19 protein-coding genes and 4 tRNA genes are annotated in these 18,741 nt (G+C 35.2%); 15 read left to right on the top strand and 8 right to left on the bottom strand.

Annotated features, from left to right (window positions below; translation table 11 throughout):
• Together BZK14_RS11180 and BZK14_RS11175 are read left to right on the top strand one after the other, a co-directional pair.
• The coding region (locus BZK14_RS11180; RefSeq protein WP_171973712.1) for a M48 family metalloprotease at nucleotides 1-482 on the top strand (482 nt) is incomplete at its 5' end.
• A gap of 83 nt (nucleotides 483-565) precedes the next feature.
• The gene (locus BZK14_RS11175; protein WP_143691460.1) at nucleotides 566-1,810 is read left to right on the top strand and encodes a hypothetical protein; all 1,245 of its coding nucleotides are present in this window, start codon (nucleotides 566-568) and stop codon (nucleotides 1,808-1,810) included.
• Between the two features lie 69 nt (nucleotides 1,811-1,879).
• On the opposite strand, the gene BZK14_RS11170 is transcribed toward BZK14_RS11175, so the two are convergent.
• The 6 genes from BZK14_RS11170 to BZK14_RS11145 all read right to left on the bottom strand — a co-directional run bounded on the left by BZK14_RS11170 (nucleotide 1,880) and on the right by BZK14_RS11145 (nucleotide 6,367).
• Nucleotides 1,880-2,542, bottom strand: coding sequence for a HEPN domain-containing protein (locus BZK14_RS11170; RefSeq protein ID WP_077926558.1), 663 nt, complete (start codon nucleotides 2,540-2,542; stop codon nucleotides 1,880-1,882).
• 69 nt (nucleotides 2,543-2,611) lie between these two features.
• The gene (locus tag BZK14_RS11165; protein WP_077926557.1) at nucleotides 2,612-3,028 is read right to left on the bottom strand and encodes a GNAT family N-acetyltransferase; all 417 of its coding nucleotides are present in this window, start codon (nucleotides 3,026-3,028) and stop codon (nucleotides 2,612-2,614) included.
• A gap of 10 nt (nucleotides 3,029-3,038) precedes the next feature.
• Complete coding sequence (queA, locus tag BZK14_RS11160; protein ID WP_077926556.1) at nucleotides 3,039-4,061, bottom strand: tRNA preQ1(34) S-adenosylmethionine ribosyltransferase-isomerase QueA; 1,023 nt, start codon at nucleotides 4,059-4,061, stop codon at nucleotides 3,039-3,041.
• A complete protein-coding gene (gene lysA, locus BZK14_RS11155; protein ID WP_077926555.1) occupies nucleotides 4,051-5,292 on the bottom strand; it encodes a diaminopimelate decarboxylase in 1,242 nt (413 codons plus the stop codon). Before lysA ends, queA begins: the two co-directional genes overlap by 11 nt.
• Nucleotides 5,293-5,412, bottom strand: coding sequence for an LPS translocon maturation chaperone LptM (gene lptM / locus BZK14_RS11150; RefSeq protein ID WP_077926554.1), 120 nt, complete (start codon nucleotides 5,410-5,412; stop codon nucleotides 5,293-5,295).
• Between the two features lie 16 nt (nucleotides 5,413-5,428).
• Nucleotides 5,429-6,367: an asparaginase gene (locus BZK14_RS11145; protein WP_077926553.1), complete on the bottom strand. Its 939-nt coding sequence runs from the start codon at nucleotides 6,365-6,367 to the stop codon at nucleotides 5,429-5,431.
• 164 nt (nucleotides 6,368-6,531) lie between these two features.
• On the opposite strand from BZK14_RS11145, the gene BZK14_RS11140 reads away from it, so the two are divergent.
• From BZK14_RS11140 to BZK14_RS11115, 6 genes are all read left to right on the top strand, one after another.
• A tRNA-Lys gene (locus BZK14_RS11140) sits at nucleotides 6,532-6,607 on the top strand.
• Nucleotides 6,608-6,668: 61 nt separating this feature from the next.
• A tRNA-Lys gene (locus tag BZK14_RS11135) sits at nucleotides 6,669-6,744 on the top strand.
• A gap of 57 nt (nucleotides 6,745-6,801) precedes the next feature.
• Complete coding sequence (locus tag BZK14_RS11130) at nucleotides 6,802-8,541, top strand: GNAT family N-acetyltransferase (RefSeq protein WP_077926552.1); 1,740 nt, start codon at nucleotides 6,802-6,804, stop codon at nucleotides 8,539-8,541.
• Nucleotides 8,542-8,634: 93 nt separating this feature from the next.
• Nucleotides 8,635-8,710, top strand: a tRNA-Thr gene (locus tag BZK14_RS11125).
• Between the two features lie 98 nt (nucleotides 8,711-8,808).
• A complete protein-coding gene (locus BZK14_RS13610) occupies nucleotides 8,809-9,345 on the top strand; it encodes a pilin (protein WP_077926551.1) in 537 nt (178 codons plus the stop codon).
• 97 nt (nucleotides 9,346-9,442) lie between these two features.
• Nucleotides 9,443-10,276 carry an endonuclease/exonuclease/phosphatase family protein gene (locus BZK14_RS11115; RefSeq protein ID WP_245831330.1) on the top strand — a complete coding sequence of 278 codons (834 nt, stop codon included), beginning with the start codon at nucleotides 9,443-9,445 and terminating at the stop codon, nucleotides 10,274-10,276.
• Here the strand turns inward: BZK14_RS11115 and rdgB are convergent.
• Together rdgB and BZK14_RS11105 are read right to left on the bottom strand one after the other, a co-directional pair.
• Nucleotides 10,221-10,832: an RdgB/HAM1 family non-canonical purine NTP pyrophosphatase gene (rdgB, locus tag BZK14_RS11110; RefSeq protein ID WP_077926550.1), complete on the bottom strand. Its 612-nt coding sequence runs from the start codon at nucleotides 10,830-10,832 to the stop codon at nucleotides 10,221-10,223. The genes BZK14_RS11115 and rdgB overlap by 56 nt on opposite strands.
• Nucleotides 10,832-11,599, bottom strand: a complete 768-nt coding sequence (locus tag BZK14_RS11105; protein ID WP_245831328.1) for a transporter substrate-binding domain-containing protein — start codon at nucleotides 11,597-11,599, stop codon at nucleotides 10,832-10,834. Before BZK14_RS11105 ends, rdgB begins: the two co-directional genes overlap by 1 nt.
• A gap of 687 nt (nucleotides 11,600-12,286) precedes the next feature.
• Here BZK14_RS11105 and BZK14_RS11100 point away from each other — a divergent pair.
• The 7 genes from BZK14_RS11100 to infB form a co-directional block, all read left to right on the top strand.
• The gene (locus tag BZK14_RS11100; protein ID WP_077926548.1) at nucleotides 12,287-12,601 is read left to right on the top strand and encodes a hypothetical protein; all 315 of its coding nucleotides are present in this window, start codon (nucleotides 12,287-12,289) and stop codon (nucleotides 12,599-12,601) included.
• 13 nt (nucleotides 12,602-12,614) lie between these two features.
• Nucleotides 12,615-12,998, top strand: a complete 384-nt coding sequence (locus tag BZK14_RS11095) for a hypothetical protein (protein WP_077926547.1) — start codon at nucleotides 12,615-12,617, stop codon at nucleotides 12,996-12,998.
• A complete protein-coding gene (locus BZK14_RS11090; RefSeq protein WP_077926546.1) occupies nucleotides 12,995-14,197 on the top strand; it encodes an extracellular solute-binding protein in 1,203 nt (400 codons plus the stop codon). The genes BZK14_RS11095 and BZK14_RS11090 overlap by 4 nt, the downstream gene beginning before the upstream one ends.
• 62 nt (nucleotides 14,198-14,259) lie before the next feature.
• A tRNA-Met gene (locus BZK14_RS11085) sits at nucleotides 14,260-14,336 on the top strand.
• Between the two features lie 65 nt (nucleotides 14,337-14,401).
• Nucleotides 14,402-14,917: a ribosome maturation factor RimP gene (locus BZK14_RS11080; RefSeq protein WP_143691458.1), complete on the top strand. Its 516-nt coding sequence runs from the start codon at nucleotides 14,402-14,404 to the stop codon at nucleotides 14,915-14,917.
• Nucleotides 14,918-14,941: 24 nt separating this feature from the next.
• Nucleotides 14,942-16,432 carry a transcription termination factor NusA gene (gene nusA, locus BZK14_RS11075; protein ID WP_077926544.1) on the top strand — a complete coding sequence of 497 codons (1,491 nt, stop codon included), beginning with the start codon at nucleotides 14,942-14,944 and terminating at the stop codon, nucleotides 16,430-16,432.
• Nucleotides 16,433-16,443: 11 nt separating this feature from the next.
• Nucleotides 16,444-18,741 (top strand): translation initiation factor IF-2 (gene infB / locus BZK14_RS11070; protein ID WP_077926543.1); only part of this gene is annotated, 2,298 nt, incomplete at its 3' end.

The raw sequence follows: 18,741 nt of genomic DNA, 5'->3' as shown, positions 1-18,741 counted from the left end.
CAAAAGTTAATTATAAGGTTTATTTAACTAAAGATGTTAATGCTTGGGCAATGGCTAATGGTTGCGTGCGTGTTTATAGCGGTTTGATGGATAAAATGACAGATAATGAAATTGCAGGTGTACTAGGTCATGAATTGGGTCACGTTGCATTGGGTCATACGAAAAAACGTTTACAAGTTGCTTATGCAACTGACATCGCTCGTTCTGCTGCTGCTAAATCGGGTAATGGCATTATTGCAGATTTAAGTAGCTCTCAATTAGGTAACCTTGCACAAACACTGGTGAATTCTCAGTTCTCTCAATCACAAGAATTAGAAGCTGATAATTTTTCCTATAATTACTTAAAAAGTCGCAAAATCAATCCTGAAGGCATCGCAACTGCTTTTGATAAATTAGGTGGCAATAGCTCTTTATTAAGCTCTCACCCTTCATCCTCTAAGCGCTCGCAAAATATCCGTAATCGTATTGCGCAAGATCGATAACTATGGGCTATTTAAAACAGATTTTTTATAAAGTTCTTCACAATCGATTGTGGATTATTATGGGCATTCTTAGCATGTTCATAATGTCCACAGTGACGTCATTGCCAAAACATTATCCTTTTCATCAATTATGGACTGATATTGTTCGCATTGTAACCTTTGATATCCCTACTGAATCTGAATCTTACACATTTGATCAAATCATTCCTATTGCAGATAACAACGGTAATCTTTATTATTTAGGTGAAAAGAATCATCACTACATTCGTATTAAATTGACTCAAACAGATAGAGATAATAGCCCATCCCTACTCAAATTATTTAATCAAAGCGAAATATTGAGCGATCAGAAAAAATTAAAATTTTTCACAAAAAGATTAGAAAAAGCTAACAATCTACGCACACCGACTAAAATTAACGCTTTTATCACTCGATATCCTGAGCGTTATTTAAGTGATGCAGAAATTAAACTCTATCAATCCACACAAAGTGATCCTAAATTTAAAGAAGGTACACTCAATACAAGTTTTTTAATATTGAGCCCAAGTTTATATCCTACAGCACCTAATGCGCTTTTCACATTTACTTTCTTAATAATTTTATGCTCGATTTTAATGATTTGGCTAATGATCCAAACGATTTTCTATCGTACATTCATTCAACTTCGCATCAATAAAATGAATGTTTCAGGATCAGTTTCCGAAATAGAGGAAAATTTTAATCTTCATCCACTGAATATGGTTGAATTATCCATAGGATATATGAATCAAGATTGGTTAATCATGCGTTCATTTGCAAACTTACAGATTTTGAAGCTCTCTGATTTATTGATGTTTTCCCCTCAACAAAAACAGTTTTATTCTAAAGCTTTGGAAACACCGCTTAAAATCAGGACATTAACCTATGATGATATTCAAAAGATCACCTCACATTTGTCTCGCTTTTATCCTGAAATTTATATCGGTGATGATGAAAATATTTTAATCTCTTATCAACATGGCCGTTATACTTTAACTAAATTAATAGAAACTCGTAAAAACTCGACGAGCTTTGATGAATCATTAGCTTTTTCAGATAAAATCGCTGATCAACAATCCATAGCAGCAGAAAAGAAAAAACTAAAAAATGATAATTTTTATTCTTACCTAAATATTGTTTACCTTGTACTCTGTTTGATTGTTTGCTTCATTAATATTTGGATTGGCTTACTAATGCTTTTGCCTCTCATCATTTATGACTTTTTAAAAGGTGGCCTCTTACTTTTAAGAGCACCCTATGACATGACAAAATATGTCACCAAAACCTATCGAGATTATAAAAAGAAATAGTATCAATCAATAAAAGGTGATAAGTTCTTATGATGAATATATCATACAGATATGATTAAAATTAATATTTTAATCCTCAATCACAGGATAGAAAGGATGCCCCCAGTTATCATCATTAGGGTTATTCAAAACCACCAATGCAAATACTGGTACTAATTCTTTGAGTAATCCGCAAGCAGTAATCAACTGCGGTCGATTAACACTACTATTATATGTAGAACCACCATGGAAAATTTGATTGCGCAATGTATAGATACGCTCAAATAAAATCAATAATAACTCTTCTGAATTCTTAAATTTTAAGCATTGTTGTGCACGTAAGTTGGCATCTTCAAATGCTAAGTTCCAATGTTTGGCATCAATGCCATCACTATTGTGAAAATCCCAAAATTGGCGAAAAACATATCGATTTTTCAAGAAGACATTGATTTTAGATGAATAAAGTTCCCATAATATTTTATTAAGCTTTTCACTCTCTTTATCATTAATGACTTTGATGAATGCCTTAAAACGCTCTTTATCATCAATCCAATCTTTTCGTGCATAAATTGCATTGAATGCAATCCATAAACTGATAAATTCTGAGTCTAAATCAGGAAATTTTTTATCTGTATTGGCGATATTATCAGCCTGATTGAGCCAACTTAATGTACGATAAATTCTATGTTGAACGTGACCAGGTAGCTGTGAAGATTTTTCTTTAAATTTTATTTTAAGCTCATTGAAATACATAGTCATTGCCATAATATGATAACGATAAAATCTAACGTTATCATATCTGCAACATAAATAAAGCAATGATTACTTTTTCAAAGTATAACCCATACCACGTGAAGCAGGCCAAACCTCTTTAAAACGATATTGTTGATACAATTTATAAGCTTCTCCATCTGCAATTAAATTGATGTAACAAGTTTCAGGAATATTGTCTTGAATAAACTCATCCAATTTTTGCATGATCAGTTTACTCAAGCCTTTACCTTGATGCGGTGGCAAAATACAAATATCTGCCACTTGGCAATGGCAACCGCCATCACCAATCAATCGCCCCATTCCAATGATTTCATCATTATCTTCATTGATGACAACCACAGAACATAATGAATTGGCTAATCCTATCGTTGCAGCTTTCACAGTTTTAGCAGATAAACCACAATTCACACGCAAATCAATATATGTTTGTGGTTCGATAGATTGATAATGGGCGATATAACTCATATTTCCTCACTTATGGCATTAATAACATGGCATCACCATAACTGAAGAAACGATATTCATCTTCCACAGCATGTTGATAAATCTTCTGAATGCGATCATAGCCCATAAACATTGAAACCAATACTAATAAAGTTGATTTTGGTAAATGGAAATTTGTCACCAAAGCATCAATCACGTGAAACTCAAAGCCAGGTTTGATGAAAATATTGGTATCCCCTTCAAATGGTTTCAATTCGCCATCCAACGCTGCTGTTTCCAATGAACGGCAAACTGTTGTACCCACAGCGATTACTTTTTTACCATTTGCTTTAGTTTCTTTAATTTTATCAACAGTTTCACGTGAAACAGAAATCCATTCTTTATGCATCACATGTTTATCTAAATCTTCTTCGCGCACAGGTTTGAATGTTCCTGCACCCACATGCAAAGTCACTTCTGTGAATGAAGCGCCCTTCTCTTCAATTGCTTTCATCAAAGCTTTTGTGAAATGCAAACCTGCTGTTGGCGCAGCCACTGCACCTTTTTCTTTATTAAAAACAGTCTGATAGCGCTCTTTATCAAAATCACTGTCATTGCGAGTAATATACGGTGGCAATGGCATGTGCCCCATTTTTTCCAAAATAGGAAATACAGGTGAACCATCTACTGTTTCATAGATGAAAAAAGCATCATCACGTTCAATCATTTTAAACACAGGCTTATTTTCTACATAAACTATCTGCCCTACTTTCGGTGATTTACTAGCGCGCGTTTGTGCTAAAAATGAAGTTTCTGTGAGTAAACGCTCAACCAAAATCTCCACTGCCCCGCCCGTTTCTTTATGGGCAAATACACGCGCAGGTAAAACGCGCGTATTATTAATCACCAATAGATCGCCCGGCTCAATATAGTCAATGATGTCTTTAAACACCTTATCTTCCATATTGTCGCCTTGAGCAACCAATAAACGGGATGATTCACGATCTTCTTTTGGGAACTGCGCGATTAACGATTCTGGTAAATGATAATCATAATCGGAAATTTTATTTTTCATCAAAACTCACTACTTTTTCATTGGCAAACAAATCTTCTAGGCGCTCACGCTCACGAATTAAATAAACTTGATCGTTATCCACTAATACTTCAGCAGCACGCCCACGGGTATTATAGTTCGAACTCATCACAAAACCATACGCACCGGCTTGTTTGATTGCAAGAATATCACCTGCTTCTAATGCTAATTCACGCTCTTTCCCAAGGAAATCACCTGTTTCACAGATTGGACCAACAATGTCATAACTTTCAACTGTTGCACTGCTCTCTTTCGTTTGCTCAATGCGCATCCACGATTCATACAATGCTGGGCGAATTAAATCATTCATTGCTGCATCCACAACTGCAAAATGCTTGCCTTCATTTTCTTTCGTTAAAATCACTTCTGTTAATAAGTAACCTGAATCACCCACGATTGAACGGCCTGGTTCCATTGCAATACTTAATGGACGATCACCTAATTTTTCATAAATCATATTCACCAAATCTTGTAGATTGATGAGTTCTTCGCCTTCATAATCAATACCAACACCGCCGCCCATATCAAAATGAGATAACTGAATACCGTTTGCTGATAATTCATCAATCAATTTCAACATACGATCTACAGCATCACAATATGGTGCTAAATCTGTCAATTGTGAACCAATGTGGCAATCAATACCTTTAATTTCAATATGACTTAAAGCATTGGCAGCTTTATAAATACGCACAGCTTCATCGTAAGGAATGCCAAATTTATTTTCACGTAAGCCTGTAGAAATATAAGGATGTGTTTTAGCATCTACATCAGGATTTACACGGAATGAAACAGGCGCTTTTTTACCTAATTTTTCTGCCTCTTCATTCAACATATAAATTTCAGCTTCTGATTCCACATTGAAGCAATGAATGCCAGTTTCTAATGCAAAGCGTAAATCTTCACGAGTTTTACCCACGCCTGAAAAAATTACTTTTTGTGCATCGCCACCTGCTTTCAATACACGTAATAATTCACCACGTGAAACAATGTCAAAACCTGCACCTAATTTAGCTAATAATGCGATCACAGATAAATTACTGTTGGCTTTCACTGCATAGCAAATCAGATGCTTTTTATCACCAAATGCCTGTTTATACTGTTTAAATGCCTTCTCAATATTGTTCTTAGAATACACATATAAAGGTGTACCATATCTGTTAACTAAATCTGAAACCGATACATTTTCAATATGAGATGTAATGCTAGACATTTAACGCTCCGTCGATTGCTGTTGTGATTGCTGATTCGCATCAGGTAAATAAAGTGGACCTTTTTGTCCACATGCTTGTACTAAACAAGCTAATCCAATAATTAATAATATCTTTTTCATCTTGTCAATCTCTATATTAACGTGAGTTCAATAACCATAAAATTAACCACATTCTCGCTTTAGCTGCGTGAGAATAAGGAGAAATCATCAATCCATACTGATCATTCATGATTCTACCTGTCGGCACACGTGTTGTAATAACTGTTGGTACTGTTTTATCAATAGCTTTCAAAGCATTCAATATATTGTGATGAACTGTACCATTGCCTGTGCCATTAATGATGAAACCATCCACACCATTATCCACAAGGAGTGAGATTAATTGACCATTAGCAGAAACATCACTATATATGATTTCTACCCAAGGATAAGATTTATCCTCATCTGGTAATTTATCCAAGATAACATTCATTTTTTGATCATGTTTAACATTCCTAAAAAACTCCACTTTAGAATTATAAACATGACCAATCGCACCATATTCACCTGCGTAAAATCCATCCACTTTTAATGTGTGAGATTTAATGACTTCTTCTGCCAAATAAATTGTATTATTAATCAATGCAAATAGACCGACATGATCGCTAGTTGCAACCATAATGCTATCCGATAAATTTAATGGGCCATCTGCACTTAATGCTGTGGATGGGCGCATAGATGCTGTTAACACAATAGGTTTAGTAGGAACAACTGTACAGTTTAAGAAAACTCCTGTTTCCTCTAATGTATCTGTACCATGAGTGATCACAACACCCACAACATCATCACGCCCCATCAAATCATTCAAAATCATTGCCATTTTTTTCAAAATAGCAAAAGTCATATCTTTACTATCAATCTGGCAAAGTTCTATAGTTTCGATTTCAATATTTTCAGGCACAGGAATACCGCGTAATAATTCAGCAGCTTTTTTCTCACCTGCTGAATAATTAACGAGTTCTTTTTCACTTGCAGCATTACCTGCAATCGTGCCACCAGTGCCAATAATGACTACTTTTTTTACAAATTCGGACATATTAAAACGCCTTTAAACCAATACAGCCTGATATTATGACTGAAAACCACCAAAAAAAGTAATTTATATATCATTGATTTACAAATATAAATATTTTTTTATATTTTTTTTTGAAAAAAAGTTTGACGCGCTCAATTTTTTCCTTATAATAGCAAACCTCTTCCGGGTCATTAGCTCAGTCGGTAGAGCAGTTGGCTTTTAACCAATTGGTCGAAGGTTCGAATCCTTCATGACCCACCATTTTTTTGAAGCATCTAGCAAACTAGGTGCTTTTCTTTTTCTGTTAGAACACCGATTTATCGGGTCATTAGCTCAGTCGGTAGAGCAGTTGGCTTTTAACCAATTGGTCGAAGGTTCGAATCCTTCATGACCCACCATTTTTAAACCTTCTAGATATCTAGAAGGTTTTCTTTTATCTGCTGTCGGAGATGCTTGTGAGAAAGTTATTCCTTCTATCAGAAACAAATACAGAAATTATTAATCAAGCACTGATACAAATACATCATCAATGTGCTGATTTAGTTGTTCTATCCCCTGACTCCACCCTATTTTTAGCCAAACCTTTGCATCATGCAAAAGGTTTATTGGGCCATACGTTAAATTGTGTTGTTCTGGATTGTAGACTCGGCTTTCCTTTAGACTATTTCCTTTGTGCTGCCAATACTATTCAAACTGATGGTACTTTTATTCTAATTTGGCAGCAGAATAATCATGATGAGCAAAGCTCGAGATTTCACACTGAAACAATTCCAACACCAAATTTTCAAAATTACTTAGCTAAAGGCCTTCAAAAATTCAGTGAATTATGGGATATAGCACAATATATCGCACCAACAGTAATCCAAAATCAGCACAATCATCTGAATCATGAGCAAATAACAGTATTATCTTCCCTACAAAAACAACAAAAAGGCATTACAACACTATTCGCACCACGTGGTACAGGGAAATCCTTTGTCGTTGCTGAATTCATTCGTTCATTGAATAATGATTGTGTCATCACAGCGCCCAATCAAACAGCGCTACAGAGCTATCACAATATTAAGCTCAATTTTAAAGCACCAGATTACCTTTTTTTAAATCATAATGATTTTTTACCACAGAAATGGTTAATCATCGAAGAAGCAGCACAAATGCCAATTGTACATTTAGAGAAGCTTTCTAAATTAGCTGAAAATATTCTGCTAGTTTCTTCTATTGAAAATTATGAAGGTACAGGCAAAGGTTTAGAAAGAAAATTACAAGATATCATCACCATTGATTTAGCTTTAACATTGAATAAACGCCAGCGCTTTGAGTTACAAGATCCCTTAGCACAGTTTTGTGAATATATTAGCTTTCAAAATTATGTAGAAATTAATATTCAAGATGGAATTTATCTTTATTCACATAAAAACCTCCATAAATTCCAAAGTAACTATGCGTTAGTACAAGCTTTCTACCAATTCATGAATCAGCATCATTATCAAACTAATGCACAAGACATTCGGCGATTATTAGATTCTCCTAATCAGATTTTTATCATCCATATCCATAACCAACAAATCATCGGTGGGCTTTGGGCCATTCTCGAAGGTGAATTGTCTGAAGATTTAGCACAAGAAGTTTTCAGAGGGTATCGCCGCCCGAAAGGTAACTTAGTGGTGCAAACATTAGCTGCACACAGTTATTATCCTGAGCTGATGATATTAAAAAGTTTACGGATCTCTCGCATTGCTGTGGATCATAATCATCGAACTCAAGGCATTGCAAAACACATGCTTGAAGAACTGAAAAAATACGCTCAAGATCACCATTATGATTTCTTATCCACCAGCTTTGGGTTAACAGAGCCTTTATTAAAGTTTTGGGAACAATGTGGATTCACTTGGATTCATTTAGGATCACATAGAGATAAAACTACAGGATTACATGCTGCAATATTATTACAGCCCATTTCAAAAGCAATGATGAAAAAAATGTCTATGATTCAAAAAAAATGGCAAAACGATGCTTTTCAGCTAGTGAACGCACCTTTTGTTCATACTACAATTCATTATTTATTGGAAAAACAATCCATTAAAGGTAATTTCGATCATTTAGATGAAACAATTTTACATGCAAATTTATACCATAAAAAGCCTGTAGAAGCTGTGTTTTCAGCATTAGAACGTCAAAAAAGAATAGATGATTAATCTTTATACAAATAAATTTATAAATATATTTGACAAGGTTTACCTTCATCCCTATAATGCAAACCTCTTCACAGCAACAACGAAGAAAACAAAGCCGGTATAGCTCAGCTGGTAGAGCAACTGACTTGTAATCAGTAGGTCCACAGTTCGATTCCGTGTGCCGGCACCATATAAATAGAAGACCCTGTTAACGCAGGGTTTTTTATTATCTTCAAAAATGATAAAATATACAAATAATAAATATTAATAATAAAGGTATATAGCATCATGATAAAACAAGGGTTCACACTCATAGAATTAATGATTGTTGTTGCAATCATTGGTATATTAAGCGCCATGGCATTTCCTGCTTATCAAGATTACATTAGAAAAACTTATGTCGCAGAAAGCCTCCAACTAATATTACCGATTAAAGAAGAAATCTTAGAATATTACTTTGAATTTGGTCACTTCCCTTTTCGAACAGAAAATTTACCTCGAATTGCTAATAATCTTAATAGTTATGCTAAAAATCCCTTTGGAGATGCAATTTACCCAATTAAAAGTAAAATGGTTGAAGGTGCTGTTGTTAATAGAGGCGGTATTTATATTTATTTTTCAGAGCAATTCCAACCTCGTGGACAAGGTGCTAGAAATTTTAGAGAATTGCCTGTATTGCCATTTGTTAATGAAGGATCTATCACATGGCACTGTGGTTGGGACGCTATCAGAAAAGCCGGATTAGGCGGTAATATGGGACAAATTACAACTAGACCTGGTGTCAATGATATCAATATCAGATATCTTCCCAGTGTATGTAGATAATTAATTGTATTCATTACTTTCATGAGCTAAACAAGCTATCATATCCAATCAAAGTTATTCCAATAGTTTAAAGTGGTACACAATGATATTTCAAGATATGTTGAATAAGATCCGTTATAAATACTCTCACTTCAAAGTTAATCACGTTAATATCTACGGTATTCCACAAAAATATTTCTTTGATAAGAATACAAGTCAATACTGTATCAGTGCTACGCCTCATGAAACATTGAATGCCAGTCATATTGTTCTCTACTCTTGGAATATTTATAAACAAAAATTAGAAAACTCTATGCCTGAACTTTCTTATATGCTCGGCAAAGCTGATATTGTATTACTTCAAGAAGCTCGTGAAAGTGAAACTTTGATGACTATGATTACTAGTCATGAATTCAAAGCTATTCATGTTGTGGCATTTAAAGATGGGTATTATGCCAATGGTGTCATGACAATTAGTAAAATTGCGCCTTTAAGCTATACTGCTCAAAAATATTCAGAACCTTGGATTCGTTTTCCAAAATCTGGACTGATCTCAACTTATTCACTATCAAATGGGCAACAGCTTGCAGTAGCAAATTTCCATGCTGTTAATTTTTCCTTAGGTTTAAAAGATTTTATCCGTCAATTACGTACAATTTTTGATATTTTACAAAAACATTCAGGTCCTATCATTTTAGGTGGCGACTTTAATACATGGAAAAAATCACGTTATTTATATATTAAGCGTATGATTCGTGAATTAAATCTTAAAGAGATCGATTATCCCATTGACCAAAGAACAAAAGTTATGGGCAAAATCTTAGATCATATTTTTATTCGAGATCTCAAAATAAAAGAAGCCAAAACATATAATATTTCGGCTTCTGATCATAATCCTATTCGTTTGAAACTGGCTTACGAACCACAAACTTCAACTGATCACGCATATTAGCCAAAGCCTTTGCTCGATGTGAAATTTGATTTTTCTGTACGAGTTCTAGCTCAGCCATACTTTTATCTAAACCATCAATTAAAAAGAGAGGATCATAACCAAAACCTTGAGAACCTCTTTCTTCCGTTAAAATACGGCCATAAATTCGACCTTCCGCTATCAAAGGCGTTGGGTCTTCAGCATAACGAACAAATGCTAAAACTGAAATAAAAAATGCAGCACGATCTTTATCGGCAACACCTTCCAAGTTTTTCAGCAATAATAAATTGTTAGCTTTTTCTTCTTTCACAGGACTATAACGTGCCGAATGAATGCCTGGCGCACCTTTTAAATAAGGTACAACAATACCAGAATCATCTGCAATTGCCGCCATACCACTTTTTTTAGCGGCATGTCTTGCTTTTATTATTGCATTTTCAATGAAACTTAATCCACATTCATCAGCATCTTCAACATTAAAATCACTCTGCGGGCGTACAGTGATATCCAATGAAGCAAAGAGTTCATTGAATTCACGGATTTTACCAACATTATTACTTGCTAAAATTATTTCCATTATTCCGCACCATAAACGTCAATAGAGAAATATTGGTCTGCCACTTTTTTATAGCTGCCATCAGCACGAGATTTCAAAATTGCTTCATTGAATTTTTCCATCAATGCATCATCACCTTTACGCAAACCAACCCCAATACCATCACCGAATACTGTTGGATCGTTATAATCACCACCAACAAATTCTAAAGTTTTATCATAACCTTTACGCAAGTATCCGTCATCTAGTGGAACACTATCTGCGAACACTAAATCAATACGACCCGAATCTAGATCAAAGATTGCTTCATCTAAATTACGATAACTTCTAACATCAGCATATTTTGCAAATTCACTATTTGCGTAAGTTTCATGAATAGTTCCACTTTGAACACCAATGGATTTTCCTTTCAAAATATCAGCATTCACTTCAGTATATTCACCTTTAGGTGCAACAAATTTTGCAGGTGTTTGATAATATTTTTGAGTAAAATTAATAGCTTGCTTACGCTGATCTGTAATAGACATAGATGCTAGAATTGCATCAATTTTCTTTGTATTCAAAGAAGGAATCAAAGCATCAAACTCTACTTGAACGATTTCGCATTTCAATTCAACTTGTTCACAGAATAATTTTGCTAAATCTGGTTCAAAGCCACCTAAGGATTTATCAGGATTCATATAGCTAAATGGAGGATATGATCCCTCTATTCCTATTTTCACAGTATCTTGAGCAAATGTTAAAGCACTTGTTAATGCCATTCCTAATAAAATTTTCTTCAACATCATCTTTCTCCTTTATATTAATTAACTTCTTATATATATAGGATGATGATAAGTTTGACAAGTTATCCACATTATTTTAAATAAGTATAATAAATTCATTGATATAGCTATCTTTTTGATTGTGCATAAATAATGTAGAACTATTTAAACAAAATCTTAATAAAAAGTAATGATTATTATGCACTTTATATTCAGAACCTTGTTAATAACTTTATCCACAGTTTTATTCACATTCATTTAATTAAAATCTTTTTTTTGAATGCTCATCTTCATTCTATTTTCTTTTATCTATATATATAAATAAATGATGATAAGGTTATTACTTTATCAACAAAATTATTTTTTATATAGTAATATCAATAAGATATAATGTAAACTGTATGTGGATAACTCTGTATGTATAGGCTTATTTTTATTTGGGATAATTTTATCTCATTTTTCTAAACAATTTGTCTGCAATATTGTAGCCAAAGTTATCCACAGATTTATCCATAAAATGCTAAAATTGGTTAAAAAATAAGCATATTTAAAATGATTAATTTGTTAAGTATTGTAAAATCTCAATTGAATGTAAATTTCACTGAAGTTTAATATTCTAAACATCGCTTTTGAAATATCTTGAATGAATATTTTCCTTCTTAAGTTAATCTGAGGTAAAATACTAGGTTTAGGCAATAGTAAATTTAGGGTATGACTTCAAAAATCCCAGAAGCATTGGTTGAGAAATATCTTCAATCATTTAATGAAAAAGAATTATCATTAACATCATTGCTGGATCTATTGGTGGATGATGAGGAAAGTCTTGTCTCTGAAGAAAATAGTGAGGCATTAAAAAATCTACATCATTTTGTGTATCAACTTAATAGTTCGGCTTTAACATATGAGCAAGGCCAATTAGCTAATAAGACGAAAGAGTTTTTGAAATTAATGGAACAAAGTGAAGTCAATATTCAAGATGTCCTACTGTGTGGCCAGCAGCTAATTCAGTTGCTTCAACATCCTTAAGGTGAGGTAAATCATGGATCAACTCCAAATATTGCAACCATTTTCAGATTGGGTTTCTGATGTTTTAGTCGAAATACCAGATGAAACGAATGCATTCGTTTTTAATATTTATGAAGAAGATGATGCTTATCTGGTGGATATTACAGGTACAACCGATTATGATGAAGCCAACGAAGATTGGACAGAATCAATCAATTGGGATTCTGGTGATGAGCTTTTTATTATTCCTAAGGAAAAATTTGATGGCGATTGGGAGGATATCCATGATGCCATTGCGGAATCTTTGGAAGCTTTGATTGAGGTAGATAATGAGCTGTCAGAAGCGCTATGTGATTCTGATGCAATAGCTGTAGGATTTATTGATGGTGATCTTGAGATAATATGGCAGGCAGAATGAGAAAAAAAATAAAATTGTCTAAAGCTATTTGGGTATTTTCTTTTGGGGCTTTTTTTTCAAATTTAAGTACCGCGGCTTTGAGTGTGAGTTATGATCAAATGCTCAATCAATCATTGCCGATGACAATTTTGTATCCTTTTTCTTATCAAGGGTTAGTATCTGTTAGTGAAAATAACTTTCCGAATTATCAAAGTTATTTACCTAAAAACCTTCCAGATTATTGGGATGTTGTGGTGGTTGGACGAGATATTCTCGAGCAAGAGTGTCGACCTGACGGGCAATTAGAGGTTTTAGATTATGATAATTTTCCCCATAGAGATTTGTTGACCAGTGGCGCAATCCAACAGTGTGGTGTCGGTTTCAGTGTTCAAGGTATGACATTAAATTATGCCTTAGTTCATAAATATGGTGTGCCGCCGGTGCATTGGGTCGACCTATTTGATTTTAATCGATTTCCAGGTAAAAGAGCATTACCTAAGCAGGCTAAATATTTATTAGAAGCTGTTTTGTTAGCAGATGGTGTACAGCCGAGTTATTTATATCCATTACTTGCGACTCAAGAAGGGCAAGATCGAGCATTCAATAAATTAGATTTAATTTATGATGATATTTTATGGTGGAGTGATGTCAATAACTTAAAGTTATGGTTAGATCAAGGTATTGTATCAATGTCAATTGCGCCAGATGGAGCGATGTTGTCTAATGATGGATTAGATAACGTAGGTGTTTCAAGGCATCAAGTGATATATGAGATGAAATACTATGCAATACTTAAATCTTCCCAGCAAAAAGATTTGGCATATGCTTTTATTTCTTATGCAACTCAGCCTGATCAGCAGTTAAAATTTACCCATCAACAATATTATGGGCCAACCATTAAGCAAGCTTGGCGCTTAGTTTCTCCAAGTTCTGCTGAATATATCACTAATCATCCTAAAAATTTACAGGGTGGTATTTTATTAGATTATAATTTCTATGCAGAACATGGTGCAGCATTAGAAGCACGATTTAATGACTGGTTGGTTAGCAAAGAAGCGCCTGTTAAAAGAGTTTCAGCTGCCATTAATCGTGATGAAAGTTTATCTTCTTCTGTTAAAGATGAAGAGATTGAATTTGTTGGACCAAGTTTAGATTTATTTGAATTAAACTTTATTGGTCCTCAACGTATTGATTTTAATAATGATAATAAAGATATTTAGATTGGATAGTAATTAATATTTGCATTAATTTAATTTTAATGTATAGTACTTAACTTCACAGACGCGGGATGGAGCAGTCTGGTAGCTCGTCGGGCTCATAACCCGAAGGTCGTTGGTTCAAATCCGGCTCCCGCAACCAATTATAATGAAGCCCACTTGAAAAAAGTGGGCTTTTTCGTTGCTGATCATTTTGGAGGTGTTGTTATGCGCAAGGATCCTTTTGGATTAACAGAATTACTTGAACCATCCATTACAGCGATGGGATATACATTATGGGGTGTTGAGTTTCATGCAAACTCTGTTAATGCACTTTTGCGTATATTCATCGATAAGGAATCTGGCGTAACAGTTGATGATTGTGCGGATGTTAGCCACCAAGTGGAAGGTTTGTTAGATGTTAATGATCCAATTAGTACCGCATATACTTTAGAAGTTTCCTCTCCAGGCTTAGATCGTTCATTTTTCTCAATTGAGCAAATGATTGCATATATCGGCTCAGAGATGGATGTTCAATTGATCAGTGTCGTGAATAATCGTCGTCGATTTAAAGCAGTTTTAAATAAGATCGAGGGTGATAATTTAACATTTTTTATTCCTAAAATGACAGGTAAAAAAGGCAAGGCTGCTAGACAAGCTGAAACAACAGAAGGTGAAGAATTAACTGTTGATTACAGTATGCTAGATAAGGTCAATCTTTCCCCAAACTTTTCGAAAAAATAATCGATTTATTAAGAGAATAGAGCTATGAATAATAAAGAAGTGATGACAGTTGCAGAAACAGTATCCAATGAAAAAGGCGTTTCTCGCGGCATTATTTTTGAAGCATTGGAATTAGCATTGGCTGCAGCTGCAAAGCGTTCATATCCTGTAGATGTTGATTTACGTATTCAGATTGATCAAAGAACAGGTCACTATAAAACATTCCGTCAATGGAAGGTTGTGCCTGATGATTTGCCAATAGAAGAGCAGATCGCAACCAAACAAATTTCTTTATCTGCTGCGCAATTAGATGATCCAGATATTGAAGTAGGTGCAATCGTAGAAGATGAAGTGGATAATATTCCATTTGCTCGTATCGGTGCACAGACAGCTAAACAGATCATTTATCAAAAAATTCGTGAAGCAGAACGCAATCAAATGGCTGAATTATATAGCCAAAAATTAGGACAATTGGTACGCGGAACGATCAAAAAAGTTGAACGTGGCAATATCTATGTAGATTTAGGTGAAAATGTTGAAGCATTGTTACCGAAAGAGAATATGATCCCACGTGAAATGTTGAAAATGGGCGATCAGGTTCGTGCAATTTTAGAAGATATTGTTCAAGATGTCCGAGGACCACAGATTGTATTATCTCGTACGACACCTAAATTGATTAAAGCTTTATTTGAAATTGAAGTGCCTGAAATTAATCAAGGTAGTATCGAGATTTTGAATGCAAGTCGTGATCCAGGTAGCCGTGCAAAAATTGCAGTAAAATCATTTGATCAGCGTATTGATCCAGTGGGCGCTTGTGTTGGTATGCGTGGTTCTCGTGTTCAAAATATTACTAAAGAATTGAATGGTGAGCGCGTAGATATCATTCTTTGGGATGATAATCCTATTCAATTTGTTATCAATGCAATGAGTCCAGCTGAAGTTGTATCAATTGTTGTGGATGAAGATCGCCATATGATGGATATCGCGGTTGAACAAGAAAAATTATCTCAAGCAATTGGTCGTAATGGTCAGAATGTTCGTTTAGCATCAGAGCTTACAGGTTGGGTGCTGAATGTAATGAGTTCTGAAGAAGCTGAAAATAAACAAAATAAAGAATCATCACGCATCAATAGTTTATTTGTAGATGAATTAGGTGTAGATGAGGAAGTTGCAGAAATCTTGGTTCGTGAAGGTTTCTCATCATTAGAAGAAGTTGCATATGTTCCCATTGCGGAAATGTTAGAGATTGAAGAATTTGACGAAGAGATCGTTGAAGCGCTTCGTGATGCAGCAAAAACTGCATTAGAATCTTATGCAACATTAAAACAAGAGCTAGGCGATAAAGCACCAAGTGCTGATTTGATTCAATTGTTGGAAGGAGATCATATCCTCGCCTATAAACTTGCTAAGAAAGGTGTAAGCACTTTAGATGATTTAGCTGAATTAGCAGCGGATGAATTATCAGAAATGGCAGGAATGGACGAAGAACGTGCAAGCCAATACATCATGACAGCAAGAAAAAGTTGGTTTGAATAGGGGGTGAAAATATGACAGAAAAAACTGAAGACAAGGCACCAAGCAAAATCACATTGAAACGCAAAACTCATACAGAGTTGAAAGTTTCAAGTGCGCCAGGGCAAACAAAAACTGTAGCGGTTGAAGTACGTAAGAAAAGAACGTATGTCAAACGTGATGCATCCCCTGTGGATTCAGATGTAGAAAATAAATTAATGGATGATGTTGAAAATAAAACAGATATTTCAACAGAAGTACCAGAAATTGTGGAAGAAATCAAAGCAGTAGAACCTAAAGTTGTTGAAGAAAAAGTCGCGGCTGAGGTAGAGAAAGTTGCGACTCCTACTAAGAAAGAGAATGGTCCAGATCAAGCTCAACAAGAACGTTTACGCATAGCGAAAGCACGCGCAGAAGCAGAAGAGCGTGCGGCTCAAGAAGTTATCGAGCGTCGCAAACAGCAAGAAGAACGTAAACAGCACGAAGAAATTCAAAAAATTGCGGATGCAGCAAGAATGGCAAGTGAAAGTACAGTTTCTAAGGTTCAAATTAGTTTTAATAATACTGATAAGACTGAAGATAAAGCGAAGAAGAAACCTTCAAATAATCAACAGAAGTCAAATCAGAAACCTAGAAGTAATGATTCACGCAATGATTCTCGTCCAGCGAAAAAAGATGATAGAAGATCATCTAATGCTTCTACTGAAAAAAGAGAACGTCCAGCAGTCGTTACGCCTGCAGCAGAACCTATTGTATCCACAGAACGTAAAGCACCTCGTAAAACAGGCGCACGTGATTTAGATGATTTACGTGAAGAGGGTAAAAAATCAGCAGGTAAGCGTGTTAAAGAAAAAGGTCGTGCAAGCTTTGCAGATTATGATGAAGAAGGCAGCAGCCGTCGTGGTGGTGGTAAAAAACGTAAAGCTTCACCACAACAAGGTAAGCATGGTTTTACTAAACCTGTTGCACCACAAAAGAGTGAAGTTATTTTAGGTGAAACAATCACTGTCGCTGATTTGGCACATAAAATGTCAGTCAAAGCTGCTGAAGTGATCAAAACATTGATGAAAATGGGCTCAATGGTCACAATTAACCAAGTATTGGATCAAGATACTGCAGCGATTGTTGTAGAGGAAATGGGCCATACTTATAAAGTTGTGAGCGAGAATGTTCTTGAAGATGAATTGATGAAAGGTTTTGACGAGAGCGATTTAGTACCTGTAACTCGTCCACCTGTTGTGACAATCATGGGTCACGTTGATCATGGTAAAACATCATTGTTAGATTACTTGCGTAAAGCACACGTTGTTAAAGGTGAAGCAGGTGGTATCACTCAGCACATTGGTGCTTACCATGTAACAACACCAAAAGGTGTAATTACTTTCTTAGATACACCGGGACACAGTGCGTTTACTGCAATGCGTGCACGTGGTGCGAAAGTTACAGATATCGTTGTGTTGGTTGTAGCATCGGATGATGGTGTTATGCCACAAACAATTGAAGCCATCCAACATGCAAAAGCAGCTGGCGTACCTATTATCGTTGCTGTGACAAAAATTGATAAGCCAACAGCTGATCGTGATCGTATTATGTCTGAGTTATCACAACAGGGCATCATTTCTGAAGAGTGGGGCGGTGAGAATTTATTCGCATACGTTTCATCTAAATCAGGTGAAGGTATTGATCACTTGTTAGATCAAATCTTAGTTCAGTCTGAAGTTCTAGAATTGACTGCGGTTGGAGAAGGTCCAGCTCGTGGTGCAGTTGTAGAGTCACGACTAGATCGTGGCCGTGGTGCGGTTGCAACAATCCTAGTTCAATCAGGATTATTGAAAAAAGGTGATGTTGTTTTAGCTGGCTTTGAGTATGGTAAAGTTCGTGCTTTAATCAATGAAAAAGGCGAGCAAGTTCCAGAAGCTGGCCCATCTATTCCTGTGGAAGTATTAGGTTTGTCAGGTGTGCCAAATGCTGGTGACGAAGTGACTGTTGTTGCTGATGAACGTAAAGCTCGTGAAATCGCTTTATTCCGTCAAGGCAAATTCCGCGAAGTTAAATTAGCAAGACAGCAGAAATCTAAGTTAGAAAACTTATTTGCTAACATTAATGAAGGTTCTATGAATGTTGTGAATGTTGTGTTAAAAGCTGACGTTCAAGGTTCTGTAGAAGCATTGATCAATGCATTAGAAGAGTTATCAACAGAAGAAGTTTCAGTAAAAGTTGTATCAAGCGGTGTAGGTGGTATTAATGAATCAGATGCAAACTTAGCTGTTGCTTCTGAGGCAATCGTCATCGGCTTTAATGTTCGTGCTGATAATTCAGCTAAGAAAATCATC

It is taken from the genome of Wohlfahrtiimonas larvae, from assembly GCF_002006755.1.
GTDB classification, from domain to species: Bacteria; Pseudomonadota; Gammaproteobacteria; order Cardiobacteriales; family Wohlfahrtiimonadaceae; genus Wohlfahrtiimonas; species Wohlfahrtiimonas larvae.
Note: the sequence above shows the minus strand (reverse complement) of the source record. Positions and strands in the feature narration are given on the sequence as shown.

Excerpts from the sequence above, each read along its gene's own strand:
- BZK14_RS11105 (WP_245831328.1), bottom strand. The coding sequence starts at position 11,599 with ATGATGTTGAAGAAAATTTTATTAGGAATGGCATTAACAAGTGCTTTA.
- queA (WP_077926556.1), bottom strand. The coding sequence starts at position 4,061 with ATGAAAAATAAAATTTCCGATTATGATTATCATTTACCAGAATCGTTA.
- BZK14_RS13610 (WP_077926551.1), top strand. The coding sequence starts at position 8,809 with ATGATAAAACAAGGGTTCACACTCATAGAATTAATGATTGTTGTTGCA.
- nusA (WP_077926544.1), top strand. The coding sequence starts at position 14,942 with ATGAATAATAAAGAAGTGATGACAGTTGCAGAAACAGTATCCAATGAA.
- BZK14_RS11080 (WP_143691458.1), top strand. The coding sequence starts at position 14,402 with ATGCGCAAGGATCCTTTTGGATTAACAGAATTACTTGAACCATCCATT.
- BZK14_RS11095 (WP_077926547.1), top strand. The coding sequence starts at position 12,615 with ATGGATCAACTCCAAATATTGCAACCATTTTCAGATTGGGTTTCTGAT.
- BZK14_RS11175 (WP_143691460.1), top strand. The coding sequence starts at position 566 with ATGTCCACAGTGACGTCATTGCCAAAACATTATCCTTTTCATCAATTA.
- BZK14_RS11115 (WP_245831330.1), top strand. The coding sequence starts at position 9,443 with ATGTTGAATAAGATCCGTTATAAATACTCTCACTTCAAAGTTAATCAC.
- BZK14_RS11145 (WP_077926553.1), bottom strand. The coding sequence starts at position 6,367 with ATGTCCGAATTTGTAAAAAAAGTAGTCATTATTGGCACTGGTGGCACG.
- BZK14_RS11090 (WP_077926546.1), top strand. The coding sequence starts at position 12,995 with ATGAGAAAAAAAATAAAATTGTCTAAAGCTATTTGGGTATTTTCTTTT.
- BZK14_RS11165 (WP_077926557.1), bottom strand. The coding sequence starts at position 3,028 with ATGAGTTATATCGCCCATTATCAATCTATCGAACCACAAACATATATT.
- BZK14_RS11170 (WP_077926558.1), bottom strand. The coding sequence starts at position 2,542 with ATGTATTTCAATGAGCTTAAAATAAAATTTAAAGAAAAATCTTCACAG.
- lptM (WP_077926554.1), bottom strand. The coding sequence starts at position 5,412 with ATGAAAAAGATATTATTAATTATTGGATTAGCTTGTTTAGTACAAGCA.
- BZK14_RS11100 (WP_077926548.1), top strand. The coding sequence starts at position 12,287 with ATGACTTCAAAAATCCCAGAAGCATTGGTTGAGAAATATCTTCAATCA.
- lysA (WP_077926555.1), bottom strand. The coding sequence starts at position 5,292 with ATGTCTAGCATTACATCTCATATTGAAAATGTATCGGTTTCAGATTTA.
- rdgB (WP_077926550.1), bottom strand. The coding sequence starts at position 10,832 with ATGGAAATAATTTTAGCAAGTAATAATGTTGGTAAAATCCGTGAATTC.